Annotated in this window: 25 protein-coding genes and 1 riboswitch; of the genes, 17 read left to right on the top strand and 8 right to left on the bottom strand. The window is 63.0% G+C overall.

Translation table 11 applies throughout. From position 1 onward, the window contains the following. Positions 1-94: 94 nt before the first annotated feature. The 4 genes from QQK95_RS24100 to QQK95_RS24085 all read left to right on the top strand — a co-directional run bounded on the left by QQK95_RS24100 (position 95) and on the right by QQK95_RS24085 (position 3878). Positions 95-934: an alkaline phosphatase family protein gene (locus QQK95_RS24100; RefSeq protein ID WP_284276884.1), complete on the top strand. Its 840-nt coding sequence runs from the start codon at positions 95-97 to the stop codon at positions 932-934. Positions 935-1088: 154 nt separating this feature from the next. Next, a complete protein-coding gene (locus QQK95_RS24095; RefSeq protein WP_284276883.1) occupies positions 1089-1655 on the top strand; it encodes a sigma-70 family RNA polymerase sigma factor in 567 nt (188 codons plus the stop codon). Continuing rightward, on the top strand, positions 1652-2320 hold the full coding sequence (locus QQK95_RS24090; protein ID WP_284276882.1) for an anti-sigma factor: 669 nt from the start codon (positions 1652-1654) through the stop codon (positions 2318-2320). Before QQK95_RS24095 ends, QQK95_RS24090 begins: the two co-directional genes overlap by 4 nt. A gap of 163 nt (positions 2321-2483) precedes the next feature. Then, entirely contained in the window at positions 2484-3878 is a 1395-nt protein-coding gene (locus QQK95_RS24085; RefSeq protein ID WP_284276881.1) for a S8 family serine peptidase, read from the top strand. A gap of 21 nt (positions 3879-3899) precedes the next feature. Here QQK95_RS24085 and QQK95_RS24080 read toward each other — a convergent pair whose 3' ends face one another. Beyond that, a complete protein-coding gene (locus tag QQK95_RS24080) occupies positions 3900-4562 on the bottom strand; it encodes a hypothetical protein (protein ID WP_284276879.1) in 663 nt (220 codons plus the stop codon). A 144-nt stretch (positions 4563-4706) separates the two neighbouring features. After that, positions 4707-5729: a substrate-binding domain-containing protein gene (locus QQK95_RS24075; protein WP_284276878.1), complete on the bottom strand. Its 1023-nt coding sequence runs from the start codon at positions 5727-5729 to the stop codon at positions 4707-4709. A gap of 362 nt (positions 5730-6091) precedes the next feature. Here QQK95_RS24075 and QQK95_RS24070 point away from each other — a divergent pair, with 362 nt between their 5' ends. The 5 genes from QQK95_RS24070 to QQK95_RS24050 all read left to right on the top strand — a co-directional run bounded on the left by QQK95_RS24070 (position 6092) and on the right by QQK95_RS24050 (position 12607). Then, positions 6092-7447: an ABC transporter substrate-binding protein gene (locus QQK95_RS24070; protein ID WP_284276877.1), complete on the top strand. Its 1356-nt coding sequence runs from the start codon at positions 6092-6094 to the stop codon at positions 7445-7447. A 177-nt stretch (positions 7448-7624) separates the two neighbouring features. Next, the gene (locus QQK95_RS24065) at positions 7625-8638 is read left to right on the top strand and encodes a carbohydrate ABC transporter permease (RefSeq protein WP_143976141.1); all 1014 of its coding nucleotides are present in this window, start codon (positions 7625-7627) and stop codon (positions 8636-8638) included. A 1-nt stretch (position 8639) separates the two neighbouring features. Beyond that, on the top strand, positions 8640-9794 hold the full coding sequence (locus tag QQK95_RS24060; RefSeq protein ID WP_284276876.1) for a carbohydrate ABC transporter permease: 1155 nt from the start codon (positions 8640-8642) through the stop codon (positions 9792-9794). A 4-nt stretch (positions 9795-9798) separates the two neighbouring features. After that, positions 9799-11463: a beta-galactosidase BglA gene (gene bglA, locus QQK95_RS24055; protein ID WP_284276875.1), complete on the top strand. Its 1665-nt coding sequence runs from the start codon at positions 9799-9801 to the stop codon at positions 11461-11463. Between the two features lie 31 nt (positions 11464-11494). Further along, positions 11495-12607: an ABC transporter ATP-binding protein gene (locus QQK95_RS24050; protein ID WP_284276874.1), complete on the top strand. Its 1113-nt coding sequence runs from the start codon at positions 11495-11497 to the stop codon at positions 12605-12607. Between the two features lie 87 nt (positions 12608-12694). Here QQK95_RS24050 and QQK95_RS24045 read toward each other — a convergent pair whose 3' ends face one another. The 3 genes from QQK95_RS24045 to QQK95_RS24035 form a co-directional block, all read right to left on the bottom strand. Next, on the bottom strand, positions 12695-12946 hold the full coding sequence (locus tag QQK95_RS24045; protein ID WP_284276873.1) for a DUF680 domain-containing protein: 252 nt from the start codon (positions 12944-12946) through the stop codon (positions 12695-12697). 67 nt (positions 12947-13013) lie between these two features. Continuing rightward, on the bottom strand, positions 13014-13217 hold the full coding sequence (locus QQK95_RS24040; RefSeq protein WP_284276872.1) for a DUF680 domain-containing protein: 204 nt from the start codon (positions 13215-13217) through the stop codon (positions 13014-13016). A 71-nt stretch (positions 13218-13288) separates the two neighbouring features. Then, entirely contained in the window at positions 13289-13486 is a 198-nt protein-coding gene (locus QQK95_RS24035; protein ID WP_284276871.1) for a DUF680 domain-containing protein, read from the bottom strand. A 493-nt stretch (positions 13487-13979) separates the two neighbouring features. After that, a riboswitch (cobalamin riboswitch) is annotated at positions 13980-14180 on the top strand. 114 nt (positions 14181-14294) lie between these two features. Here QQK95_RS24035 and QQK95_RS24030 point away from each other — a divergent pair. Together QQK95_RS24030 and QQK95_RS24025 are read left to right on the top strand one after the other, a co-directional pair. Beyond that, complete coding sequence (locus tag QQK95_RS24030; RefSeq protein ID WP_284276870.1) at positions 14295-15542, top strand: aromatic ring-hydroxylating oxygenase subunit alpha; 1248 nt, start codon at positions 14295-14297, stop codon at positions 15540-15542. Between the two features lie 20 nt (positions 15543-15562). Continuing rightward, a complete protein-coding gene (locus QQK95_RS24025; RefSeq protein ID WP_284277061.1) occupies positions 15563-16660 on the top strand; it encodes an FAD-binding oxidoreductase in 1098 nt (365 codons plus the stop codon). A gap of 89 nt (positions 16661-16749) precedes the next feature. On the opposite strand, the gene QQK95_RS24020 is transcribed toward QQK95_RS24025, so the two are convergent. The 3 genes from QQK95_RS24020 to QQK95_RS24010 all read right to left on the bottom strand — a co-directional run bounded on the left by QQK95_RS24020 (position 16750) and on the right by QQK95_RS24010 (position 19617). Beyond that, the gene (locus QQK95_RS24020) at positions 16750-17379 is read right to left on the bottom strand and encodes an alpha-ketoglutarate-dependent dioxygenase AlkB family protein (protein ID WP_284276869.1); all 630 of its coding nucleotides are present in this window, start codon (positions 17377-17379) and stop codon (positions 16750-16752) included. Positions 17380-17470: 91 nt separating this feature from the next. Beyond that, a complete protein-coding gene (arfB, locus tag QQK95_RS24015) occupies positions 17471-17908 on the bottom strand; it encodes an alternative ribosome rescue aminoacyl-tRNA hydrolase ArfB (RefSeq protein ID WP_284276868.1) in 438 nt (145 codons plus the stop codon). Between the two features lie 98 nt (positions 17909-18006). Then, entirely contained in the window at positions 18007-19617 is a 1611-nt protein-coding gene (locus tag QQK95_RS24010) for a phosphoenolpyruvate carboxykinase (RefSeq protein ID WP_284276867.1), read from the bottom strand. 343 nt (positions 19618-19960) lie between these two features. Between QQK95_RS24010 and QQK95_RS24005 the strand changes: the two genes are divergently transcribed. The 6 genes from QQK95_RS24005 to ahcY all read left to right on the top strand — a co-directional run bounded on the left by QQK95_RS24005 (position 19961) and on the right by ahcY (position 25491). Beyond that, on the top strand, positions 19961-20662 hold the full coding sequence (locus QQK95_RS24005) for a response regulator transcription factor (protein ID WP_010912942.1): 702 nt from the start codon (positions 19961-19963) through the stop codon (positions 20660-20662). 99 nt (positions 20663-20761) lie between these two features. Then, on the top strand, positions 20762-22546 hold the full coding sequence (locus QQK95_RS24000) for a sensor histidine kinase (RefSeq protein ID WP_199646037.1): 1785 nt from the start codon (positions 20762-20764) through the stop codon (positions 22544-22546). Between the two features lie 42 nt (positions 22547-22588). Further along, the gene (locus QQK95_RS23995; RefSeq protein WP_284276864.1) at positions 22589-23050 is read left to right on the top strand and encodes an HPr kinase/phosphorylase; all 462 of its coding nucleotides are present in this window, start codon (positions 22589-22591) and stop codon (positions 23048-23050) included. A 164-nt stretch (positions 23051-23214) separates the two neighbouring features. Next, positions 23215-23616, top strand: a complete 402-nt coding sequence (locus tag QQK95_RS23990) for a PTS sugar transporter subunit IIA (protein WP_010912939.1) — start codon at positions 23215-23217, stop codon at positions 23614-23616. After that, on the top strand, positions 23613-23909 hold the full coding sequence (locus QQK95_RS23985; protein ID WP_010912938.1) for an HPr family phosphocarrier protein: 297 nt from the start codon (positions 23613-23615) through the stop codon (positions 23907-23909). Before QQK95_RS23990 ends, QQK95_RS23985 begins: the two co-directional genes overlap by 4 nt. 181 nt (positions 23910-24090) lie before the next feature. Continuing rightward, entirely contained in the window at positions 24091-25491 is a 1401-nt protein-coding gene (gene ahcY, locus QQK95_RS23980; RefSeq protein ID WP_010912937.1) for an adenosylhomocysteinase, read from the top strand. Positions 25492-25521: the final 30 nt, after the last annotated feature.

Genomic DNA, 25521 nt, shown 5'->3' with positions numbered 1-25521 from the left:
CACGTGCCCCGTCTGATTTATATGTAAGAACGCCGTGTGCCCGAAACGGCACGCGGCGTTCCCGCTTCAACCGCCAGACATCATGGAGCAGCCCATGGCGCTCAAATCCAAGCTTCTGCTGATCATCCTCGATGGCGTTCCCTACAGGAACTGGCGCCGGCTGATGGGCAATCTCGAAGGCTGGGTGCAATCGGGCGAGGCGCGGGTCTGGAAGATGCGCTCGGTGCTGCCGTCGACATCGGCCTGCTGCTATGCCTCGATCCACACCGGCGTGTCGCCGCAGGTGCATGGCATCCTTTCCAACGAGAACCGCTTTCGCGTCGCGCAGCCCGACATCTTCTCCGAAGTCAGCAAGGCCGGCGGCAAGACAGGGGCGGTCACCCATTCCTACTGGTCGGAATTCTTCCGCTCCTATCCGTTCGACCTGGTCGAGGACATGGAATATGACGAGCCTGGCGGTCCGATCACGCATGGCCGCTTCCACACCATGACCGGCTACAATGCCCGCAACCAGATGACGCCGAGCGATGTCGACCTGTTCGCGACGCTGACCATGCTGACCAAACGCCACGGCATCGACTACGGCATCCTGCACACATGCACGCTGGATTCGATGGGCCACCGCTTCGGGCATGACTGCCACGAGATGGACCATGCCGTCTATGCCATGGACGGCATGCTGGCTGCCTTCCTGCCCGGCTGGATCGCGGCCGGCTACGAGGTGATGGTCACCGCCGACCATGGCCAGACCGACCGTGGCCACCATGGCGGCCACGACGACGAGATGCAGGATTTCGCGCTGTATTATTTCGGCCAGGGCAAGGGACCGCAGGCCGAAACGCTGCTCGGCCAGTTGCAACTGGCGCCGACGGTTCTGACGCGCCTCGGTGTGCCGGTGCCGGAGACCATGAAGGCCAAGCCGTTCTTGAGTTGAACGCCTCTTCCTCTCCCTTGGGAGAGGGGAAAAAGACCCGGCTCTGGCAACCTCCTCTTTCTTCGGTTAGCCTTCGCAAATTCCTTGGCGGAGGATGAACCTTTTTGGACCGATCAGCGACAGAGCAGGCAGGAGCCAGGCGGCTCGACCGGCCATGACGGCAGCGACGGAGACCGATCGCGCGCTTGTCGACCGGGTCGCGAAGGGCGACCGTGCCGCCGTGCGGCTCCTGTTCATGCGTCACCACGCGCGGGTCTACCGCTTCGTGGCGCGCCAGACGGGATCGGAAATGATGGCTGACGATATCGCGAACGAGGTGTTCCTCGAACTGTGGCGCCAGGCACCGGGCTTCGAGGGGCGCTCCGAAGTCTCGACATGGCTGCTCGGCATCGCCCGGTTCAAGGCGCTGTCGCTGCTGCGCAAGAAAAAGGAAGACTGGATCGACGACGAGGCGGCCGCCGCGGTGCCCGACGGCGCCGATACGCCAGAGGTCGTCACCATGAAAGAGGACAAGGCCGCGGCCTTGCGCCGCTTCATCGACGCCTTGCCGCAAGAACACCGCACGGTGATCGATCTTGCCTATTATCACGGACAGTCGGTCACCGAGATCGGCGAGGTGCTCGCCATCCCGGTCGCAACGGTCAAGACCCGGATGTTCTACGCCCGCAAGAAACTCGGCGAGGCCCTCAAGGCCGCCGGTTACGACAGGGGGTGGCCATGAGCGCCGCTGAAAAGATGTCGCGCCGCGACGAAATGGAAACGCTGCTGCCGTTCTACCTGAACGGCTCGCTGGAAGGCTCCGACCTCGAAGCCGTCGAGGAATGGCTGGCGACCGATCCGGCGGCGATGGCAGCCCTTGGCGAGGCCGAGGCCGAGTTCTCCGGCACATCGGCGGCCAATGAAGCGATCCGCCCTCCCGCCGATGCGCTCAGCCGCTTCGCCAAGGCGCTCGACGCCGAGGCCGGACCCGCGCGCAAACCGGCCGGCTCGTCCTGGCTGGCGCAGGCCTGGGGCCGCTTCATGGCGGTGCCTGTCGGCGTCGCCTGGGCGGCGGCCGCGGTCCTGCTGGCGCTGATCGCGGTGCAGTCCCTGGTACAGCCCGGTGGCAAGGGCAAGGATTTCGAGATTGCCGGCGCGCAAGACGATCTGGCGAAAATGCCGTTCGCCCTGGTCAAGTTCAAGCCGGATGCGAAGATGTCGGACATTTCGGCATTCCTCGGCGGCAACGGGCTGAAGGTCATCGGTGGACCGACCGCAGACGGCGTCTTCCGGATCGGCATGCCCGCCGCCAACGCGGCCGAGTACCGCAAGCAGCTCAGCCTTATTGCTGCCCAACCGTTCGCGGACACTGTGATCGAGGGAAGGAAACCGGTTGATGGCGGCTGAGGCGGCCCTTCGATTTGCGGCGATTCTTAAGCGGGTCGGCGTTTCACGGAAACACCGGCCCGCTCAATCTTCCGGTTTTGACGCAATTCCCAAGGGAAAGCGCTTTGCGCTTTTCCCGAGAAAACCGCTACGCACTTTTCTTGGAATTGCTTTGGCGGCGGCGATGACAGTCGCCGCCGTGCCTGCTTCGGCACAGACCAACGCCGCCAAGAGCGACCAGACGAAAATCGACTGCCGAAACGGCACCAATGCGACCGGCGCCGACTGCGCCAAGGACGGTAGCGGCGACAATGCCGGCGGTGCGGGTCCTGCCCAGGCCGGAGCCGTCTTTCTTCCCACCCTGATCGTCGACCTGTTTCCCAATCCGGTCGCGCCTCCGGCACCGATGCCGTCGCCGCGACCAGAGCCGGCGACGCCGCCTGGCAACAACCAGGCCGGCCCTCCGGCCGGCGGGCCGATCGTCTCGCCGACCGATCTCATCGCCGTTCAGCCGCCACGCGCCGTGGCCGGCGATTTCGTGCCCGACGAGGTGCTGGTGACGGTCGATGGCGATGCTGGCGCCGTGCAGCAGATCGCCGCCTCCTTCGGCCTCGAAGTGCGCTCGCAGCGCCAGTCACGCCTGCTCGGCACCACGCTGGTGCGCTTCGGCATTCCCGACGGCCGTCCCGTCGGCGTCGTGCTGGCGCAGCTTGCCGTCGATGGCCGCACGCAGCGGCGCGAGCCCAACCACATCTATTCGCTGCAGCAGGCCGCCGGCATCGTCAACTATGCGTTCGACCGCATCGCGCTCGATGCCAAGCAGGCGAGCGGCGAAAACGTCCGCGTCGCCGTCATCGATACCGGCATTGACGACAGCAATCCGGCGCTGGCCGGTGTCATCGCCGCACAGTTCGACGCCATGCCTGACGTGCCGGTCGAAAAACGCGACCATGGCACCTCGATCGACGGGCTGATCGCCGGCGTCGGCGCGCTGGAAGGCATGGCCCCGGGCGCCAGGATCTACCACGCCCGCGCCTTCGAAGGCGGCAAGTCGACCATGGATGTCATCCTGTCGGCGCTCGACTGGGCGGCGGAACAGAATGTCAGCATCATCAATATGAGCTTCGTTGGGCCGAAGAACGACCTGCTCGGCGCCGCCTGCCGCAATGCCCGCGCGCTCGGCATGGTGCTGGTCGCCGCCGCCGGCAACAATGGGCCGAAGGCGCCCTATGGCTATCCGGCCGCCTTCGACGGCGTCATCGCGGTGACCGCGACCGACGCCAAGGACGCCCTGATGCCGCAGGCCAATCGCGGCGCCTATGTCTTCATTTCCGCGCCCGGGGTCGAGATGGTGGCGCCGAGCGGCGCCGGCTCCGATGTCGTCACCGGCACCTCGTTCGCCGCGGCGATCGTCAGCGGCGCCATAGCCAATCTCCTCCACGCTTCGCCCGACCGCTCGGCCGACGACATAGAGAAAGCGCTGGCTGCCACCGCCAGGGATCTAGGCCCGAAGGGGCGCGACAATGATTTCGGCTATGGGCTGCTGGACATCAAGGCGGCCGAGGCGGCGAAGGAGTAGGGTTTTGCCTGTGCTTCTGGTTTATGCAGCCGGTAGCTGCCGGGTTCGGCCAATCTGCAGAAGCAACGCGGATGCAAGACAAAGCCCGACGACCGCCAGCCCGGTTACAACAAGCCATCGCATCAATGCCGTCTGCTCGTCATGGCCGATGACGCGGTAGAGACCGTTGATCTCGACCATTTCCGTATCGGACAACCGCTTCTTGGGCAGTGTCTGGTCGGTGTAGAAATATTTGGTCATCGCGTTGAATTCGAGTTCGCTCCCGATGAACATCTCGGTGGGGTTCAGGTCTGACGTGACATGGCCCTCATAGATACGTTCCTGTGTGGTCCGGATGTCGACATTGCTGAAGTCCGGCTTTGTCGCACCCGCATGAAACCAGCCTGGCGAAAACACCGTGAACGACCCGGAGCGAGGCAGATGGGTAATCCGCTGGTTGACGATTTCGACCACTTGCTGTTCCGCCCGCGCGGCTTCCGCATTTGCCTTTCCGATCCCTGGCAATGTCCAGAAGATTGCAGCGACGACCGTCAGCAAAAGGCCCGCCAAGCCCAGCAGAAACACGACATGGCCGACAGGGCGCGTTGGTCTCGTCGGTCCTGCAATGCGGTCAATCGAGGCAGAAGGGGCGCGACCCTCGCGCCCGCGCCGGCCGAAGACCCCGCTGGGCTGATCCGTGTTCATCCACCCATGTTGGGACGGGCGGGCTAATGCGGCGTTAATAGGCCTTCGTATCGTTTCAGAACCGAGGTCACTTTTGAGTGACATGCATTGGAAAGGTCCGCATCGGCCGAACCCGGTCATTCCCTGTAATTGGACATAGCCCCTTTACCCCGGCGCTCCCGCAACCGATCCCCTGATCACCAGGTCGACCGGCCAGATCTCGCCGCGCGCGCCCTCTTCCAGTCCCGATATCCGCGCCGCCAGCCGCTCGGCGACGCGGGCGCCGGCAAGACGGATGGATGAGCGCGTCGTCGACAGCGGCACCGAAAAATTCTCCGGCTTCAGCCAGGGGAAGACGTCGTCATGGGCGATCAGCGAGACATCGCCGGGAATGGTGAGGCCGAGGTCGCGCACCGCGCGTACGACACCCAGCGCCATGATCAGGCTGGAGCAGGCGATCGCCGTCGGCGCGTCGCCTTCCTCCAGCAGACGCCTGGTGGCGCGATAGCCATTCTCTTCGGTCATGACCACGGAGCAGACATGGCGTTCGCCGAGGGTCAATCCGCTTGCCGCGAGCGCCCGGCGCACGCCGCGCTCGCGATGGATGGCGAAGCTCTCACGGTCGTCGCCATTGATCAGCGCCAGCCGCCGGTGGCCGAGCTGGACCAGCAACCGCGCCGCCTCGTGGAAGGCGCCCTCATTGTCGATGTCGAGATAGGGATAGTCGAAATCGAAACCTTCGCTGCGGCCATGGACGAGGAAGGGAATGCCGAGCGTGCTGACCAGCGCCACCCGACTGTCGTGCGGCCGCGGCGAGGAAATATAGACGGCATCGACCTGCCGGTTGGCGACGATGCGCCGATAGGTCGTCTCCTGGTCGTCGGCATCGGCCGGCGACAGCACGAGGTCAAGCTCGTGCGAGCGGGCATAGTCGCCAAGGCCCGACAGAAACTCGACAAAATGTGGATCGATGTCGACAGCGGCGCCTGTCGGCAGGACATAGCCGATCATGCCGGATTTGCCGGTCGCCAGCCGCCGCGCGCTCGGATTGGGACGATAGCCGTGGCGCTTTGCGGCGTCCATGACGCGCCTGCGCGTCTCCTCGTTGACCTCCGGATAGCCGTTCAATGCCCGGCTTACCGTGGTCTGCGAAAGCGCCAGCATCTGCGCGAGCTGCTTGAGGTTCACAACGGTCTCCATTCCCTCAAAGCGCTTTTAAATTGAATCGACCCAAGCGCCATAAGGGCGCGACGGTATCGAGATGACCATAGTCGGGGTTGGAACCAGTTTGAAACGAAAATTGCTGTTGCGCTGCCAAAAAAACATGCTGCGGTGCACTTTTCAGCAATATAATTTCTGAAATTAAATCGATTAGCTACCGAGCCCTCTTGACTTCCTGGGGATTCAATGGCGTGATCCAAAAAGCCAAAGCGCTTTGGAAGACTCTTCGGAAGGTTGCGGTTCCCTTGCGACTGAGTCACAGTCCTGCGGCGTCGGCGGGCGGAATGGAGGTTCCGTCCGGTGTGTGTGACCCACTGGGAGGAATACCGATGAAGAAAATGCTTTTGCTGGGTGTTGCGTTTGGTGCGCTCGCCCTGAATACGCCCGCGCATGCCGAACTGAAGTTCAAGCCGGGCGAGGATTCGCGCTTTCACTGGGCGAATTTCGAAGACCTCAAGAAAGTCGACCTCAAGGGCGAGACGCTGACCATCTTCGGGCCGTGGCGCGGCGAAGACGAGACGCTTGTCCGTTCGGTGCTTGACTATTTCTCCGAGGCGACCGGCGCCGAGGTGAAGTACTCCTCGTCTGAAAACTACGAGCAGCAGATCGTCATCGATACTCAGGCCGGCAGCCCGCCGAACATCGCCGTCCTGCCGCAGCCGGGCCTGATCCAGGATCTCGCTTCCAAAGGCGTGCTGACCCCGCTGGGCGACGACGTCGCCGCCTGGATCAAGGAGAACTACGCCGCCGGCGACTCCTGGGCCAAACTCGGCACCTATACGGGCAAGGACGGCAAGTCGGGCTTCTATGCCTTTCCCTACAAGATCGACGTGAAAGGGCTGGTCTGGTACTCGCCCGACAATTTCAAGGAAGCCGGCTACACGGTGCCTAAGTCCCAGGAGGAACTGGCCGAGCTCGAAAAGAAGATCATCGCCGATGGCGGCAAGCCCTGGTGCATCGGGCTTGGTTCGGGCGGTGCGACCGGATGGCCGGCGACCGACTGGGTCGAGGACATCATGCTCAGGACGCAGCCGCCGGAAGTCTACGACAAGTGGGTCAAGAACGAGATCCCGTTCACCGATCCGGCAGTGGTCAACGCCATCGACATTTTTGGCAAGATCGCCACGGACGACAAGATGGTGGATGGCGGCGCCAAGGCCGTGGCCGCGACCGATTTCCGCGACAGCCCGAAGGGCCTCTTTACCGTGCCGCCGAAGTGCTACATGCACCATCAGGCATCGTTCATCCCATCCTTCTTCCCGGAGGGCGTGAAGCTCGGCCAGGATGCGGACTTCTTCCCCTACCCGCCCTATGCTTCCAAGCCGGAACTCGGAACGCCGCTGGAAGTCGCCGGCACGCTGGTGATGATCACCAAGGATTCCAAGGCATCGCGCGAGTTCATCAAGTTCCTCGAGATGCCGCTCGCGCATGAATTGTGGATGGCGCAGAAGAGCTTCGTCACCCCCTTCAAGGGCGCCAACAAGGATGCTTACGGCAGCGATGCGCTGAAGAAGCAGGGCGAGATCCTGGTCGGAGCCACGAGCGTCCGCTTCGACGGCTCCGACCTGATGCCTGGCAAGGTGGGCGCCGGCTCGTTCTGGACCGGCATGATCGATCTGGTCGGCGGCAAATCCGCCCAGGACGTGGCAGCCGACATCCAGAAGAGCTGGGACGCCATCAAGTAGATCGCGACCGGCAAGCTAGAACCTTACTGATCCTCCTACAGGATCCGGGCCAAGGCCCGGGTCCGACCGGCGGCATACGCCGGAAGCCTTCGCGTTTCGATTGTTCCGAATGACTCACAAAGTCGGTGCATCCGACCGCCAGCTTGCCTGGCTGGTCATGCGCAGGGAGAGGGACCCATGGCGGCTCAGATTTTCTCGGCCATTTTCGTCATCATCATCGGCGTCGGCGGCTGTGTCGCCTACTTCTGGGGCGCCAACAAACTGCTGGACCTGACCTTTCCTTCGCGCGGGGTCACCGGCACGGCTGCCGTCAACAACCTGCGCCGGCAAGGCCTGGTGCGGCCATGGCTGTTCGTCGGCCCGGCGCTGATCATTCTCACCATCTACCTGATCTACCCGGTGATCGCGACACTATGGCTCTCCTTCCTCGACCGCGGCGGCACCAGTTTCGTCGGGCTCGCCAATTACGAGTGGGCCTTGCGCGATCCGGATCTCCGACGCTCGATCCTGAACAACCTGCTCTGGCTGGCGGTGGTGCCGGCGGCCTGTACCTTCCTCGGCCTGATCATCGCCGTGCTCACCGACAAGATCTGGTGGGGCACGATCGCCAAGAGCCTGATCTTCCTGCCGCTGGCCATCTCCTTCGTCGGTGCCAGCGTGATCTGGAAGTTCATTTATGAATATCGCGGCGAGGGCCAGGTGCAGATCGGCCTGCTCAACGCCATCATCCAGCATTTCGGCGGCCAGCCGCAGGTGTGGATATCGCTGCCGTTCTGGAACAATTTCTTCCTGATGATCATCCTGATCTGGATCCAGACCGGCTTTGCCATGGTCATCCTGTCCTCGGCGCTGCGCGGCATTCCGGAAGAAACACTGGAAGCCGCGGTCATCGACGGCGCCAACCCGTTCCAGATCTTCTGGAAGATCATGGTGCCGCAGATCTGGGGGACCATCGCCGTCGTCTGGACCACGATCACCATCCTGGTGCTCAAAGTGTTCGACATCGTGCTGACCATGACCAACGGCCAGTGGAACAGCCAGGTTCTGGCCAACCTGATGTTCGACTGGATGTTCCGCGGCGGCGGCGATTTCGGCCGTGGCGCGACGATCGCCATCATCATCATGATCGCGGTCATCCCGATCATGGTCTGGAACATCCGCCAGGCGAACAAAGAGACGGGAGGACACTGAGATGGCCGTCGCGACCGGAAAATCCTTCGTCAGCCGTTTCGGCGTCCACATAGCGGTGCTGGTCTTCGTTGCCATCTGGACCATTCCGACACTCGGCATCCTGGTCTCGTCGCTGCGCGACAAGGACCAGATCGTCGCCTCGGGCTGGTGGAATTCGTTCGCCAGCTCCAGCCAGACCGAGGCCGGGCGGCTGCCGCCCGCCACGGCGCAGACCCAGAAAGACGGCAAGTACGTTCTCGAGGGCAACATCTTCGGCGATGGCGCCAAGCGCAACATCAGCGCCTTCGGTGTCAAGGCGGCGGCTCCGACGCAATATCCGGCCGGCTCATCGGCCGACCTCGGTGACGGCATCACCCTGCAGGTCAATGCCGACGGCAGCTTCGTCATGACCTCGCCCAAGGCGTTCGAAGGCGACCGCGGCCAGCGCCTCTACTATGCCTCGTCGGCGCCGCCGAAATTCACCACCGACAATTACCAGACGGTGCTGTTCTCGGAAGGCATCGGCCGTTCGTTCATGAATTCGCTGACCGTCACCATTCCGGCGACCGTCATCCCGATCCTGATCGCCGCCTTTGCCGCCTATGCGCTGGCCTGGATGCGGTTTCCAGGCCGGGCGCTGCTGATCGCGGTCATTATCGGCCTGCTGGTGGTGCCGCTGCAGATGTCGCTGATTCCGCTGTTGAAACTCTATAACGGCGTCGGCACTTTCTTCGGCGTGCCGTCGAAGACCTATCTCGGCATATGGCTGGCGCATACCGGCTTCGGCCTGCCTTTCGCCATCTATCTGCTGAGGAGCTACATCGCCGGCCTGCCGCGCGAGATCATGGAATCGGCGCGCATCGACGGCGCCAGCGACTTCGAGATCTTTGTCAAGATCGTGCTACCGCTGTCCTTCCCGGTACTGGCCTCCTTCGCCATCTTCCAATTCCTGTGGGTATGGAACGATCTGCTGGTGGCGATGGTTTTCCTTGGTACGGCACCCGACCAGATCGTGTTGACGGCCAAGCTCAACGCGCTGCTCGGCTCTCGCGGCGGCAACTGGGAGATCCTGACGACATCGGCGTTCATCACCATCATCGTGCCGCTGATCGTCTTCTTCTCGCTGCAGCGCTATTTCGTCCGCGGGCTGCTCGCCGGCTCGGTGAAAGGAGGCTGAGACCATGCAATCCGCTTTGAAAGCCAGTTCGAACCCCGACCTCGCCATCGATCGCGACTGGTGGCGAGGTGCTGTGATCTACCAGATCTATCCGCGCAGCTACCAGGATTCGAACGGCGACGGCATCGGCGACCTCAAGGGTATCATCGGACGGCTGCCCTACATCGCCGCACTCGGCGCCGACGCCATCTGGATCTCACCTTTCTTCAAATCGCCGATGAAGGATTTCGGCTACGACGTCTCGGACTATTGCGACGTCGACCCGATGTTCGGCACGCTGGCCGATTTCGACGCGCTGACGGCGGAGGCGCACCGGCTGGGCCTCAAGGTGATGATCGACGAAGTGCTGTCACACACGGCCGACATCCATCCCTGGTTCAAGGAAAGCCGGTCGAGCCGTAGCAATCCCAAGGCCGACTGGTATGTCTGGGCGGACGCCAGGCCCGACGGCACGCCGCCCAACAACTGGCTGTCGATCTTCGGCGGGTCGGCCTGGCAGTGGGACACCAGCCGCCAGCAATACTACCTGCACAATTTCCTGGCCGAGCAGCCCGACCTCAACTTCCACAACCGCGAAGTCCAGGACGCCCTGCTCGACGTCACCCGCTTCTGGCTGGAACGCGGCGTCGACGGCTTCCGCCTCGACACGATCAATTTCTACTTCCACAGCCAGGGCCTGGAAAACAATCCACCGCTGCCGCCGGAAGAACGCAACGACCAGACCGCGCCGGCGGTCAATCCCTACAATTACCAGGATCATCTCTACGACAAGAGCCGTCCGGAAAACCTCGGTTTCCTCGAACGCTTCCGCGCTTTGCTCGACGAATATCCGGCGACCGCCGCTGTCGGCGAGGTCGGCGATTCGCAGCGCGGGCTGGAAGTCGTGGCGGCCTACACAGCCGGCGGCAAGCGCGTGCACATGTGCTATTCCTTCGACTTCCTGGCGCCGGAAAAGATCAGCGCGGCCAAGGTCCGCTCGGTGCTGGAAGCCTTCGGCAAGGTCGCCAGCGACGGCTGGTCGTGCTGGGCGTTCTCCAATCATGACGTGATGCGCCCGGCCTCGCGCTGGGCCACCGGCGAAGCCGACCCTGTCGCCTATCTCAAGGTCATCTCGGCCTTGCTGATGTCGCTGCGCGGCTCAGTCTGCATCTACCAGGGCGAGGAACTGGGGCTCGGCGAGGCCGAACTGCGCTTCGAGGATCTGCAGGATCCTTATGGCATCCGCTTCTGGCCGGAATTCAAGGGCCGAGACGGTTGCCGCACGCCCATGGTGTGGGATGGCGGCGCCAAGAATGGCGGCTTCTCCCAGGCCAAGCCCTGGCTGCCGGTGCCGGCTAAGCATCTGGCGCAGGCAGTCAATGTCCAGCATGGCGACCAGGCTTCGCTGCTCGAGCACTACCGGCGCTTCCTGACCTTCCGCCGCGCCCATCCGGCGCTGGCCAAGGGCGACATCACCTTCATCGAAAGCGAGGGCGATACCGTCGCCTTCACGCGCCGCGCCGGCAATGAGCAGGTTGTCTGTGTCTTCAACCTCGGCGCCAAGCCGGCCAAGGTTGACCTTGGCGGCCGATCCCTGCAACCTTTGCCGGGACACGGGTTTTCCGGGCAGGCGAGCACCGGTTCGGTCGAACTTGGCGGTTATGGCGCCTGGTTCGGGCGCATAGACTGAAATCCTTGAGGAAATCACTGGGAGGAAACCAATGGCCGATGTCAATTTGAGACAAGTGAAGAAGTCCTACGGCAATCTCAACATTCTCCACGGCATCGACCTCGACATCAAATCGGGCGAGTTCATCGTCTTCGTCGGCCCGTCGGGCTGCGGCAAGTCGACCTTGCTGCGCTCGATCGCCGGACTCGAGGAAATCACGTCGGGCGAGCTCAAGATCGATGGCGACGTGGTCAACGATGTGCCGCCGTCCAAGCGCGGCATCGCCATGGTGTTCCAGTCCTACGCGCTCTATCCGCATATGACGGTCTACGACAACATGGCGTTCTCGATGAAGATCGGTAAGGAAAACAAGGCCGAGATCGACCGCCGCGTGCGCCAGGCGGCGGAAATCCTGCAATTGACCAAATATCTCGACCGGCTACCCAAGGCGATGTCGGGCGGCCAGCGCCAGCGTGTCGCCATCGGCCGCGCCATCGTGCGCAATCCGAAAGTGTTCCTGTTCGACGAGCCGCTGTCGAACCTCGACGCCGCGTTGCGCGTCGCCACGCGCATCGAGATCGCCAAGCTCAAGGAATCGATGCCCAACACGACGATGATCTATGTCACCCACGACCAGGTCGAGGCGATGACGCTGGCCGACCGCATCGTGGTGCTGAAGGACGGCCATGTCGAACAGGTCGGCACGCCGATGGACCTTTACAAGAAGCCCGGCAACCTGTTCGTCGCCCAGTTCATCGGCTCGCCGGCCATGAACATCCTGCCGGCAACCATCGACAAGACCGGCAACCCGACCGTCGTCAACCATGTCGGCGGCCGCAAGGCGACGGTGCCGATCTCGACGCCCGCCTCGGCCAAGGGCGCGGCGGTCAGTTTCGGCGTGCGGCCGGAGGATCTGATGATCGCCAGCGGTGCGGACTATCTGTTCGAGGGAACGGTCGACTATGTCGAGCAGCTCGGCGAGGTCCAGCTGGTCTATGTCGACATCGGCCGCGCCGACCTGCCGCTGGTGACCAAGCTGCCGGGCAATGTAGAAGTCAAGCGCGGTTCGACCTTGCGGCTGAGCGCCAATGCCGAGGACCTGCATATCTTCGATGAGGACGGACATTCCTTCGCGCTGCAAAAGCCGGAAGCAAAAGCGGCCTGAGGCGGCCAGTCCCGCCGGGTCAAGGCGACAAAAAAAGAGCGGCAGGCCAGGGCCCGTCGCTCTTTTTTGGAAGATCAGCTTCGACTGTTAACGGCCGAAGAGGTTCCGGTCGCTGCCCTGAGGAGCGGACTTCTGCACGTCGCCCGACGAATTGAGCAGCTTGTAGACAGGCGAGCCGTTCTCGCGGATCGACGCCGTGCGCGAATTGTCGACCGAAGTTCCGGCGGGTGAAGTTACGGCAGGCTGGTTGGCGCCATTGGAGCCAAAATTTTCGCTGCCCGCGAAAGCACTGCCGGAGATGGCCAGAACGGCGGCGGCAGCAAGGATGATCTTGTTCATGTTAGTCTCCTGAATTCCTGGATTTCACGGGAATGGCCGGCAGAGCCGCCATTACTGTAAACTGGCATTACCTGCCGAAGAGGGTGCGGTCGGCGCCCCGCTGAGCAGGCACTTGGGTAGCCGGAGCCGACTTGTCGACCGAAGCCGTGTAGGAATGGTCGACCGCAGCGGCCGGCTGGTCGGCACCGTTGGAACCGTAGTTGTCGCTGCCGGCGAAGGCGCTGCCGGAAATGGCCAGGACAGCGGCGGCAGCAAGGATGATCTTGTTCACGTTAGTCTCCTGAATTCTTGAGGCCGGCCAGGACAGCGAACAGAAAACCCGCTGTCGGCCGGGATCTGTTGTTAGTTGTTGCCGAAGAGGTTGCGATCGGCGCCCTGTGCAGGCGTCTGAGCAGCCGGTTCCGACTTCTTGGTCGAAGCGGTGTACGAGCTGTCGACAGCCGTAGCTGCGGCGGCATTCGAACCATAGTTGTCGCTACCCGCAAAGGCGCTGCCGGAAATAGCCAGAAGGGCGGCGGCAGTGAGAACAATCTTTTTCATTTTTGGTACTCCAGTATTTTTCCGTCCGTCTAGCGGCGTGTCTTGGGATTAAAATCGCGTCGTTCGGACCGCCCCGATGTGGGTGAGCCAGCTGGCCGTTTCCAATCACGAAGTTGTTCCGCGTGGACCAAGAATCCGCCACTTGAAATTGTGCCAAGGCTTTACAAGCCCTATATTTTTCATTTCGATATCAATATGTTAGCTAAAGTCAGCCCCGCGATCACCAGCTGTATCGGGGGTTCATCGTTCACACCGTCCTGCACGCACCGTCAACAGAAACGAACCGTTCGGTTCGATTTTAGACTCTGCTAATAGTCACTTTTCGAAACCGTTAACCTTTTTTGCCCCCGTTCCGCGCCGATTTTGATAGCCGGTGTGGCTGTCGCGGAGACGATTTTCGTGACCGCTGCCCGTGCCCTGATCGTCGCGCATGCGTGTCGCGCCGCATGGATACGATGTCGCTTTCATGCCGATGTCGCAAACGCTGTCGTGATTAGATCATGTCATCTCAGGTGCCGCTTCGTGACGACGGGGCGGAGAATTGGGAAGCCGGTCAAAGTCCGGCGCTGCCCCCGCAACGGTGGTGGAGTTCAAGTCGCAACGGGAGACCACTGGGCGAAAGCCTGGGAAGGTGTCGCGACCGTCCGCTAGGACACTCCAGAGCCCGGAAACCAGCCCGAGATTTTTGAACTCGACTGATCGCGGTGGGCGGTCAAGAGGTGGATGGCGCATGCCCGGCTTTCGCCGGTCTGCGTCTGATCCTTCCTCAATCACCACCAGTTCAGTCCTTGAAGTATGAGGACAGGACATGGATGCGCGCAACGATATGCTGAGGCTCTTGAATGGCCGCAGAGAGGGCTTCTCGCTCGAGCAGCCCTTCTATACCGATCCCGATTTCTTCAAGCTCGACATGGAGCTGATCTGGTATCGCGACTGGCTGTTCATCGGCCATGATTGCGAACTGCCCAAGCCCGGCAGCTTCATCACCGCGCAGATCGGCGACTACCCGGTCGTGCTGGTGCGCGATCAGCAGGGCAAGATCAACGCCTTCCACAATTCCTGCCGCCATCGCGGCAGCCGTGTCTGCAACACCGACAAGGGCATGGCGGCCAAATTGGTCTGTCCCTATCACCAGTGGACCTACGAACTGGACGGAAGACTGCTGTTTGCCCGCCAGATGGCCGACGGTTTCGACAAGAGCCAGTTCGGCCTGAAGCCGGTCGCCTGCGAAAGCGTGGCCGGCTATATCTTCATCTGCCTGGCCAAGGAACCCGCCGACTTCGCGCCGATGCGCGCGATGATCGAACCCTATCTCAAGCCGCATCGGCTCAGCGAAGCAAAGATCGCCTTCGAGAGCACGATCGTCGAGAAGGGCAACTGGAAGCTCGTCTGGGAAAACAACCGCGAGTGCTACCATTGCGCCGGCAACCATCCGGAGCTCTGCAAGACCTTCCCGGAAGCCCCGACGGTGACCGGCGTGCAAGGCGCCGACAGCGATCCGGAGATGCTGGCGCACTGGGCCAAATGCGAGACGGCCGGCCTGCCGAGCAAGTTCCGCATCGACCCGGCCGGGCAATACCGCGCCACCCGCGCGCCGCTGCTGCGCGACGCGGTCAGCTACACGATGACGGGCAAGCGGGCGGTCAAGAAGAACCTGTCCGACAGCGTCTCGGCCGACCGCATCGGTTCCTTGCTGCTTTACCACTATCCGACGACCTGGAACCACATCCTCGGCGACCATGCCGTAACCTTCCGCGTGCTGCCGATCAGCGCCACGGAAACCGCGGTGACGACCAAATGGCTGGTGCACAAGGATGCGGTCGAAGGCGTCGACTACGATCTTGCCGAACTCACCCATGTCTGGACCGAGACCAACGACCAGGACCGCCGCATCGTCGAGGAAAACGCCTTCGGCATCCTGTCGCCGGCCTATGAACCCGGCCCCTACTCGGAATTGCATGAGGGCGGCGTCATCCAGTTCGTCGAATGGTACGCGTCCTTCATCGGCCCACGGCTTGCCGGAGACGGACGGCCGGCGCTCCGCAGTGTCGCCTGAGAGGATAGGGGATGAACGCGATGACGGATCTTGGCCTCTATCGCCATCTCGACCAGATGGCGCCGTGGAACGACAGGCTGCAGGTGCTGGAAGTGATCGGCGTCAGCGACGAAGCCCCTGACGTCAAGACCTTCACCTTCCGCTCCGACAACCAGACCTGGTTCCGCTACAAGCCGGGCCAGTTCGTGACGCTGGAACTGCCGACGCCGGACGGACCGCTGATGCGCACCTACACGCTGTCGTCGTCGCCGTCGCGGCCGTTCTCGATCGCGGTGACGGTGAAGGCGCAGGCCGGCAGCATCGGCACGCGCTGGATGTTCGATCACCTGGTGCCCGGCTCGCACGTCAAGGCTTATGGGCCGAGCGGCGACTTTTCGCTGCACAGCCATCCGGCGGCCAAGTATCTGTTCATCTCGGCCGGTTCCGGCGTGACGCCGATGATGTCGATGCTGCGCTGGCTGAACGATTGCGCGCCATGGACCGATGTCGGCTTCGTCAACTGCGCGCGGCGCCCGGAAGAGATCATCTTCCGCAAGGAGCTCGAACTGCTTGGCGGCCATATGCCGGGGCTGTCGCTCGGCTTCATGATCGAGGAGCGGTCGAGCCGCGAGGGCTGGTACGGCCATATGGGCCGCATCGACGCGATCCGGCTGCCGCTGCTGGCACCTGATTTCCGCGAACGCGAGATCTTCTGCTGCGGTCCAGACCCCTTCATGCGCGCCGTGCGCGGCATGCTGGAAGCCGCCGGCTTCGACATGTCGAAATACCATCAGGAGAGCTTTGCCGCACCCGTGGTGGAGGAGGTCCCGGCACCGTTCGCGTCGCCTGGGGAAGACGGCGTGGCGGTTCCCGTCGAAGCAACACCGATCCGCTTCGCGCTTTCGGATGTCGATGCCGAGTGCGTCGCCGGCCAGACCGTGCTGCAGACGGCGCGCGCCTCCGGCGTGCGGATTCCCGCGGCCTGCGAATTCGGCCTATGCGGGACCTGCAAGGTGAAGAAAGTCTCCGGCGCCGTCGAGATGAGCCACAATGGCGGCATCCTCGATCACGAAATCGATGACGGCTTCATCCTCGCCTGCTGCTCGAAGCCGCTTTCGGCTCTCGAAATCGAGGCCTGACAGCGTCGGGCGGACCCGGTACGGCGGCCAGGCAATCGCGGCTGTTTCCAAGACCCTTGCAGCCTCGGTAGGGACGCGTCAGGATCGGCTTATAAGGCGTTCTCGTGCGGCTTCGTCACCCGCCGCAGCGTCAGATTGATCCTGCCGCCATTCTTGAGCAGCGCCGAGGTCGACGGATAGATGCGGTCGACGCCGTGGAAGGCGAGACGGCCCTCGCCGCCAAGCACGACGACGTCGCCGCTCTTCAGCCTGAACGATTTGGTGGCGCCGTCGCGCGTGGTCTGGCCGACCCTGAACAGGCAATCGTCACCCAGCGAGACTGAGACGACAGGCGCCGAGAACTCGGCCTCGTCGCGGTCCTGGTGCAGGCCCATCTTGGCGTCCGCCGTGTAGAAATTGATCAGGCACGCCTCCGGCGGATTCGGATAGGCCGACACCTGCCGCCACAGATCGAGCAGGCTCTCCGGGATCGGCGGCCAAGGCTCTCCGGTCAGCGGATGCGTCGGCTGGTAGCGATAGCCACGCTCCTTGTCGGTGACCCAGCCGAGCGGGCCGCAATTGGTCATGCGCACGCTCATCTCCTTGCCGGTGCGCGGCATGGCGGGAACAAACAGCGGCGCCTGCTGGACTATGCCTCTAACTGCCCCGACCAGTGCTTCCTGCGCGGTGCGGGAGAGATAGGCCGGCATGTGGCGAACGCCTTTGGGCAGTACGAGCATGAGGTCGGTTGACAATCCGGTTGCTGCGTTGACCTTGAAGAATGCCACACGGTGGCGCTGACAACGACCCGAAAACGCCCCGGCAGACGGATCAGTCGTCGCCGACGCGGCCGCGCAGCTTCTTGATCGTGCCGCGTCCGGCCTTGCTCTTCAGCCGCCGCTCGACCGCGCCTTTCGAGGGGCGCGTCTTTTTACGTGGCGGCGGCGGTGGTTCGGCGGCCTTGGCGACAAGCGCCGTCAGCCTCGCCCGGGCGTCCGCCCGGTTCTGTTCCTGGGTTCGGAAGCGCCCGGCCTCGATGACGATGACGCCGTCCTTGGTGGCACGCTGGCCGGCAAGCTTGATCGTGCGGGCACGCACGCGTTCCGACAGGCCGTCCGCGTTGGCCGCGTCGAAGCGCAGTTGCACGGCGGTCGCCACCTTGTTGACGTTCTGGCCGCCCGGACCCGACGAGCGGATGAAATCCTCGTGCAGGTCGCCCGGATGGATCACGGCTTCGTCTGATATGATGATGTTGTCATCGATCGGCATGCCGCAGTCATGGCCCGGCGGCGGACAAAAGAAAAGGCCCGATCGAAACCGGGCCTTCAAGGGTGCTGAGCGGCAATGACGCCAACCGATCTGGGCGACTATTCCGCCGCTTCCTGCATGCGCGGCGCCGCACCCATGACGGTTGCGTCGACATGCGGCTCGAATTTCTCGAAGTTGACGGCGAACATGCCGACCAGCCTTGCCGCCTGGCGGTCATAGGCAGGCTTGTCGGCCCAGGTCGAGCGCGGATCGAGAATGGCGGTGTCGACGCCAGGCACGGCCACCGGCACCTTGAAGCCGAAATTGGCGTCGGTGCGGAATTCGCCTGTCTTCAGCGAGCCGTCGAGCGCGGCGGCAAGCAGAGCGCGCGTCGCCTTGATCGGCATGCGCTTGCCGGTGCCGTAGGCGCCGCCGGTCCAGCCGGTGTTGACCAGCCAGCAATCGGCGCCGTGGCTGGCGATGAGTTCGCGCAGCAGATTGCCGTATTCCGAGGGATGGCGCGGCATGAACGGGGCGCCGAAGCAGGTCGAAAACGTCGCTTCGGGTTCGGTGACACCCTTTTCGGTTCCGGCCACCTTGGCCGTGTAGCCGGAGAGGAAATGATACATCGCCTGCGCCGGGGTCAGCCGCGCGATCGGCGGCATCACGCCGAAGGCGTCGGCGGTCAGCATGATGATGTTTTTGGGATGACTGGCGCGCCCGGTCTTCGAGGCATTGGGGATGAAGTCGAGCGGGTAGGCGCAGCGCGTGTTTTCGGTAAGGCGGCCATCGTTGAAGTCCGGCACGCCGTCGGCGTCGAGCACGACATTTTCCAGCACCGTGCCGAAGCGCTGCGTGGTGGCGAAGATCTCCGGCTCGGCTTCGGCCGACAGCTTGATCGTCTTGGCGTAGCAGCCGCCTTCGAAATTGAAGATGCCGTGCGGACCCCAGCCATGCTCATCGTCGCCGATCAGCGTGCGCGACGGATCGGCCGACAGCGTCGTCTTGCCGGTTCCCGAAAGCCCGAAGAAAACGGCCGCGTCGCCGGCCGGCCCTTCATTGGCCGAGCAGTGCATCGGCATCACGCCCTTCTGCGGCAACAGGTAGTTGAGCATGGTGAACACCGACTTCTTCATCTCGCCGGCATAGGAGGTGCCGCCGATCAGCACGATCTTGCGGCTGAGGTCGACGGCGATCACCGTCTCGGTACGGCTGCCGTGACGGGCGGGGTCGGCGCGGAAGGACGGCAGGTCGATGATCGTCATCTCAGGCACGAACTGTTCGAGTTCGGCCTTGTCCGGACGGATGAGAAGATTGCGGATGAACAACGAGTGCCAGGCAAATTCGGTGATGACGCGCGTCGGCAGTTTGAGCTCGGCATCGGCGCCGCCGACGAGATCCTGAACATAGAGATCCTTGTCCGCGGCATGGCCAAGGAAATCGGCGAACAGCGTTTCGAACTGGGCTGGCGAGATCGCCTTGTTGTTGTCCCACCAGACATGCGGCTCTGTGGCGGCGTCGCGGACGACGAACTTGTCCTTGGGCGAACGGCCTGTGTGCTGGCCGGTCTCGGCGACCAGCGCGCCATGCGCGGTCAACCGCGCCTCGCCGCGCCGGATCGCCTCCTCGTAAAGGGCGGCCGCGCCGAAATTATAGCGCACCATACCGGTGGTTTTCAGGCCGATACGATCGATCGGGCAAGCAGGATTGCGTTTGCCGACTTCCGACATTGGTGTCCCTTCTACGATTTGCCGCATCTTTGCCGGCGCATTTCCAGCACGCCCGCTGTGCGGGCCGAGATGGTCAAAACCAGAAAAGCCAAATGATATCAAATCATTAATCGATTTAAAAATTTTGAAAGTTGTTTAAATCGTTTATATATGCGAAAAGTTTCACGGTTGCCCAAAGGATTGGCGATGTTCGTTCGTCCAATCCATGTCGAGGTAGGATTGTGGCCTGCGGCACCCCGCGCGTGACAGCGGACAAGGCCTATGCCACATTTTGTACCTAATTTGTCCTGCAAAAGCCCCTTCTCTACGAAAGAAGGGACAGCTCATGAGGGAGCCGCTTGAAATGGCAACAATCGCGCTTGTCGATGACGACCGCAACATTCTGACGTCGGTGTCGATCGCCCTCGAATCCGAGGGATATCGCGTCGAGACCTATACGGATGGTGCGTCCGCGCTGGAAGGCCTGGCGGCGCGTCCGCCGAATCTTGCCATCCTCGACATCAAGATGCCGCGCATGGACGGCATGGAGCTCTTGCGTCGGATGCGCCAGAAGTCCGACCTGCCGGTGATCTTCCTGACCTCCAAGGACGACGAGATCGATGAATTGTTCGGCCTCAAGATGGGCGCCGACGATTTCATCCGCAAGCCGTTCTCGCAGCGCCTGCTGGTCGAGCGGGTGCGCGCCGTGCTGCGCCGCGCCAGCGCCCGCGAGGCCGCGGCAAAGGCGCCGAGCCAGCAGGCCCGCTCGCTCGAACGCGGCCAGCTCGTCATGGACCAGGAGCGCCATACCTGCACCTGGAAGGGCGAACCGGTGACGCTCACCGTCACCGAATTCCTGATCCTGCATTCGCTGGCGCAGCGCCCCGGCGTGGTAAAAAGCCGTGATGCGCTGATGGATTCGGCCTATGATGAGCAGGTCTATGTCGATGACCGCACGATCGACAGCCACATCAAGCGGCTGCGCAAGAAGTTCAAGGCTGTCGACGACGACTTCGAGATGATCGAAACCCTTTACGGAGTCGGATATCGGTTCCGCGAAGCGTGAATAGGGGATAGGCAGTAGGGGTTAGGCAGTAGGGAACCTCAGCCATTTCTCTATTGCCTACTGCCTACTGCCTACTCACTAAACAGGGCCTGCTATTCGATGGCAGTGGAAGCACAGCGAACAAGACCGACGGGCGCCGCCAGGCGGCCGTCGCGCATCATGCCGTCCTTCGTCTCGAAGATCACGGTGCCGATGCGCCGCTTCCTCGGCCACCATATCTTTTCCAGCCTGACGCGGCGCATCCTGTTCCTCAATCTTGCCGGCCTGGCAGTCCTGGTCACCGGCATCCTCTACCTCAACACCTTCCGCGACGGGCTGATCGATGCCCGTGTCGAAAGCCTCATGACGCAGGGCGAGATCATCGCCGGCGCGATCGCGGCGTCGGCGACGGTCGAGACCGATTCGATCAGCATCGACCCGGAAAAGCTGCTTGAGCTGCAGGCCGGCGAAAGCCTGGGGCCGGGCTCGGACCAGCTCGACAATCTGGATTTCCCGATCAATCCCGAACGTGTCGCGCCGGTGCTGCGGCGGCTGATCTCGCCGACCCGCACACGTGCCCGCATCTATGACCGCGACGCCAATCTGCTGCTCGATTCGCGCCACCTTTATTCGCGCGGCCAGATCCTGCGCTACGACCTGCCGCCGGTCGAAGAGGAAGAGCCCGACCTCGTCGAGCGCGTCCAGAAGTTCATCTTCGACTTCTTCCGAAACACCGACCTGCCGGTCTATCACGAGCAGCCGGGCGGCAACGGCGCGGCCTTCCCGGAAGTGGTCAAGGCGCTGACCGGCAGTCCGTCGACCATCGTGCGCGTCTCCGAGCAGGGCGAGCAGATCGTTTCGGTGGCGGTGCCGATCCAGCGCTTCCGTGCCGTTCTCGGCGTCCTGATGCTATCGACCGAAGGCGGTGACATCGACAAGATCGTCGCCGCCGAGCGCAAGGCGATCCTGCGCGTCTTCGGCATCGCGGCACTGGTCACCGCCATCCTGTCGATGCTTCTGGCCTCGACCATCGCCAATCCGCTGCGCCGGCTGTCGGCGGCGGCGGTGCGGGTCCGGCGCGGCGTCAAGAGCCGCGAGGAAATCCCCGACTTTTCCGACCGGCAGGACGAGATCGGCAATCTGTCGGTCGCGGTGCGCGACATGACTAACGCGCTCTATGCGCGGATCGAGGCGATTGAAAGCTTCGCCGCCGACGTGTCGCACGAATTGAAGAACCCGCTGACCTCGCTGCGCAGCGCGGTGGAAACCCTGCCGCTGGCCAAGAACGACAATTCGCGCAGCCGGCTGATGGACATCATCCAGCATGACGTGCGCCGGCTGGACCGGCTGATTACCGATATCTCCGACGCCTCCCGTCTCGATGCCGAACTGGCGCGTGAGGATGCCGGGACGGTGGACCTGAAGAAATTCATCACCGACCTCGTCGCCGTGTCGCGCGAGACCACGCGCAACAAGAAGGCTGTCGAGATCGAACTCAAGGTCGCCAAGCTGCCGCAGGGTGTCAAAGGCTATTTCGTCGCCGGCCACGATCTGCGCATCGGCCAGGTCGTCACCAATCTGATCGAGAATGCGCGCTCCTTCGTTCCCGAGGACCATGGCCATATCAGCCTGTCGCTGGCCCGCGCCGGCAAGTTCAACATCCTGACCGTCGACGACAATGGCCCCGGCATCCGCGCCGACAATATCGACCGCATCTTCGAGCGCTTCTACACCGACCGGCCGGCCGGCGAGGCGTTCGGCCAGAATTCGGGCCTTGGCCTGTCGATTTCCAGGCAGATCGTCGAGGCCCATGGCGGCACGTTGACCGCCGAGAACATCCCCGGCACCAAGCCCGGCGAGATCAAGGGCGCGCGTTTCGTCGTGACGCTGCCGGCCGAAGCATGATCCCGAAAAGTGCTTCATCCAAAAACATGATCGGGCGAGATCGTGCCTGATGCAGCTGCGCAGCCTGAAAACATCCACGGAACCGCGATCCTGATCGGCGAACGCGGCGTCCTTATCACCGGGCCGTCCGGCGCCGGCAAGACGACGCTGGCGCTGACACTCCTGGACCATTGCCGGGCGCGCGGGCTGTTCTCGCGGCTGATCGGCGACGACAGGCTGCTTGCCGCCGCCCGCGCCGGGCGGCTGGTCTGTCGCGTACCAGCGCCCATCGCCGGTCTCGCCGAGGTACCTGGTTTCATGCCGCGCCCGCTGCCGTTCGAGCCGGGCGGGGTGATCGACCTGCATGTAAGGCTGGTGCCAAAGGCAGGGATGGCCCGCTTCCAGGAGGAAATCAGCGAGCCGGTCGCAGGCTGCCCGGTGCCGCGTATCGACCTTGCCGAGCGTAACGCCGCCGCGGCCTTGCCGGCCGTGATGGCGCGGCTGTCGATCGCGCCTTTTCTATGATCCGCTTCGGATTTTTTGCTGCAATGCGTCAAATTGGCATGGGCCGGCGCAATTTTGGGCTTGTCAACGGGCCGCGCGTCGACAAGATAGCGCTCCCGCCGCCTGGAATGGCTGGCGAGCATAAAATGCGCCTGTGAAGCGGCGATGACGGGAGCCACCAAAGAATGATCGGACTCGTGCTTGTAACGCACGGTCAACTGGCCACCGAGTTCCGACATGCCGTCGAACATGTCGTCGGGCCACAAGACAATTTCGAAACCGTGGCGATCGGTGCCGACGACGATATGGAACAACGTCGCCGCGACATCGTCGATGCCGTGGCCCGTGTCGATACCGGAGCGGGCGTCATCGTGCTGACCGACATGTTCGGCGGCACGCCATCGAACCTCGCCATTTCGGTGATGGAGTCCGGCCGCACCGAGGTGATTGCCGGTATGAACCTGCCGATGCTGATCAAGCTGTCCTCGATCCGCAAGGGCGACAATATGGCGGCCGCGCTCGACGAGGCTCAGGCAGCCGGACGCAAATACATCAATGTCGCCAGCCAGCTTCTGAGCAGCAAATGAACGCGCTATCCCCGGAAAAAGACCACATCGTCCGGGAGTTTCCGATCGTCAACCAGCGCGGCCTGCATGCGCGCGCCTCGGCGAAATTCGTCCAGCTGGCCAGCGGCTTCGATGCCGCGGTGCATGTCGAGAAGGACGGCGTCAAGGTCGGCGGCACGTCGATCATGGGCCTGATGATGCTGGCCGCCAGCCCAGGCTACTCGATCCGCGTCACCGCCAGCGGGCCAGAGGCGCTCGAGGTCATGGACGCGCTGGAGCAGCTTGTCGCCTCCCGCTTCGGCGAGGAATGCTGATCCCGTACGCCACCCAACCATGCCTGCGAGACATGCAGGGATAAAGATTTCTTTATATCCCATTGTCGTCTTGAGCCTGATCTGCTAGTCAGGCCGGCAATTCGCGCCCTTCGACGCGCCCACCGGCGCGGGCGCATCCGCAACCAATTCGCAGCATAACAATTCGCATCGGAGTACTGCCATGACGGGTAGCAAGGATTATGTGGTCGCCGACATCTCGCTTGCCGGCTGGGGCCGCAAGGAGCTCGATATCGCCGAAACCGAAATGCCGGGCCTGATGGCCTGCCGCGAGGAATTCGGCGCCAAGAAGCCGCTGAAGGGCGCGCGCATCACCGGCTCGCTGCATATGACCATCCAGACCGCGGTGCTGATCGAGACGTTGAAGGCGCTCGGCGCCGATATCCGCTGGGCCTCCTGCAACATCTTCTCGACCCAGGACCACGCCGCAGCGGCCATCGCCGAGGCCGGCATTCCGGTCTTCGCCGTGAAAGGCGAGAGCCTCGAACAATATTGGGACTACACCGACCGGATCTTCCAGTGGGCCGACGGCGGCCTCTCCAACATGATCCTCGACGATGGCGGCGACGCCACCATGTACATCCTGATCGGCGCCCGCGCCGAAGCCGGCGAGGACGTGCTGTCCAACCCGCAGAGCGAGGAAGAGGAATATTTCTACGCCCAGGTGAAGAAGCGCCTGAAGGCTTCGCCCGGCTTCTTCACCAAGCAGAAGGCGGCCATCCGCGGCGTCACCGAAGAGACGACCACCGGCGTCAACCGGCTCTACCAGCTGCAGAAGAAGGGCCTGCTGCCCTTCCCCGCCATCAACGTCAACGATTCCGTCACCAAGTCGAAGTTCGACAACAAATATGGCTGCAAGGAATCGCTGGTCGACGGCATCCGTCGCGGCACCGACACGATGATGGCCGGCAAGGTCGCCGTCGTCTGCGGCTACGGCGATGTCGGCAAGGGCTCGTCGGCCTCGCTCAAGGGCGCCGGCGCCCGCGTCAAGGTCACCGAGGTCGATCCGATCTGCGCGCTGCAGGCGGCGATGGACGGCTTTGAAGTGGTGACGCTGGAAGACGCGGCCCCGACCGCCGACATCGTCATCACCACCACCGGCAACAAGGACGTCGTCACCCTCGACCATATGCGGTCGATGAAGGACATGGTGATCGTCGGCAATATCGGCCACTTCGACAACGAGATCCAGGTCGCCTCGCTGCGCAATCTGAAATGGACCAACGTCAAGCCGCAGGTCGACATGATCACCTTCCCGGACGGCAAGCGGATGATCCTTTTGTCGGAAGGCCGCCTGCTCAATCTCGGCAACGCCACCGGCCACCCGAGCTTCGTCATGTCGGCGTCCTTCACCAACCAGGTGCTGGCCCAGATCGAGCTGTTCACCAAGGGCGAGCAGTACCAGAATCAGGTCTATGTCCTGCCCAAGCATCTCGACGAAAAGGTCGCGCGCCTGCACCTCGACAAGCTGGGCGCCCGCCTGACCGAACTGTCGGGTGAACAGGCCGCCTATATCGGCGTCACGCCGCAGGGTCCGTTCAAGCCGGAACACTACCGCTATTAACCAAAGCCAAATTTACTACCAGATATTGAG

Source organism: Mesorhizobium huakuii, from assembly GCF_030160235.1.
Classification (GTDB): domain Bacteria; phylum Pseudomonadota; class Alphaproteobacteria; order Rhizobiales; family Rhizobiaceae; genus Mesorhizobium; species Mesorhizobium huakuii.
Note: the sequence above shows the minus strand (reverse complement) of the source record. Positions and strands in the feature narration are given on the sequence as shown.

Coding starts and splice junctions, on each gene's coding strand:
- QQK95_RS23990 (WP_010912939.1), top strand. CDS start 23,215: ATGATCGGACTCGTGCTTGTAACGCACGGTCAACTGGCCACCGAGTTC.
- QQK95_RS24020 (WP_284276869.1), bottom strand. CDS start 17,379: ATGCTCGTACTGCCCAAAGGCGTTCGCCACATGCCGGCCTATCTCTCC.
- QQK95_RS24030 (WP_284276870.1), top strand. CDS start 14,295: ATGGATGCGCGCAACGATATGCTGAGGCTCTTGAATGGCCGCAGAGAG.
- QQK95_RS24065 (WP_143976141.1), top strand. CDS start 7,625: ATGGCGGCTCAGATTTTCTCGGCCATTTTCGTCATCATCATCGGCGTC.
- QQK95_RS24100 (WP_284276884.1), top strand. CDS start 95: ATGGCGCTCAAATCCAAGCTTCTGCTGATCATCCTCGATGGCGTTCCC.
- QQK95_RS23985 (WP_010912938.1), top strand. CDS start 23,613: ATGAACGCGCTATCCCCGGAAAAAGACCACATCGTCCGGGAGTTTCCG.
- QQK95_RS24005 (WP_010912942.1), top strand. CDS start 19,961: ATGGCAACAATCGCGCTTGTCGATGACGACCGCAACATTCTGACGTCG.
- QQK95_RS24095 (WP_284276883.1), top strand. CDS start 1,089: ATGACGGCAGCGACGGAGACCGATCGCGCGCTTGTCGACCGGGTCGCG.
- QQK95_RS24080 (WP_284276879.1), bottom strand. CDS start 4,562: ATGAACACGGATCAGCCCAGCGGGGTCTTCGGCCGGCGCGGGCGCGAG.
- arfB (WP_284276868.1), bottom strand. CDS start 17,908: ATGCCGATCGATGACAACATCATCATATCAGACGAAGCCGTGATCCAT.
- QQK95_RS24090 (WP_284276882.1), top strand. CDS start 1,652: ATGAGCGCCGCTGAAAAGATGTCGCGCCGCGACGAAATGGAAACGCTG.
- QQK95_RS24035 (WP_284276871.1), bottom strand. CDS start 13,486: ATGAAAAAGATTGTTCTCACTGCCGCCGCCCTTCTGGCTATTTCCGGC.
- QQK95_RS24060 (WP_284276876.1), top strand. CDS start 8,640: ATGGCCGTCGCGACCGGAAAATCCTTCGTCAGCCGTTTCGGCGTCCAC.
- bglA (WP_284276875.1), top strand. CDS start 9,799: ATGCAATCCGCTTTGAAAGCCAGTTCGAACCCCGACCTCGCCATCGAT.
- QQK95_RS24000 (WP_199646037.1), top strand. CDS start 20,762: ATGGCAGTGGAAGCACAGCGAACAAGACCGACGGGCGCCGCCAGGCGG.
- QQK95_RS24085 (WP_284276881.1), top strand. CDS start 2,484: ATGACAGTCGCCGCCGTGCCTGCTTCGGCACAGACCAACGCCGCCAAG.
- QQK95_RS24070 (WP_284276877.1), top strand. CDS start 6,092: ATGAAGAAAATGCTTTTGCTGGGTGTTGCGTTTGGTGCGCTCGCCCTG.
- QQK95_RS24045 (WP_284276873.1), bottom strand. CDS start 12,946: ATGAACAAGATCATCCTTGCTGCCGCCGCCGTTCTGGCCATCTCCGGC.
- QQK95_RS24010 (WP_284276867.1), bottom strand. CDS start 19,617: ATGTCGGAAGTCGGCAAACGCAATCCTGCTTGCCCGATCGATCGTATC.
- QQK95_RS24025 (WP_284277061.1), top strand. CDS start 15,563: ATGACGGATCTTGGCCTCTATCGCCATCTCGACCAGATGGCGCCGTGG.
- QQK95_RS24050 (WP_284276874.1), top strand. CDS start 11,495: ATGGCCGATGTCAATTTGAGACAAGTGAAGAAGTCCTACGGCAATCTC.
- ahcY (WP_010912937.1), top strand. CDS start 24,091: ATGACGGGTAGCAAGGATTATGTGGTCGCCGACATCTCGCTTGCCGGC.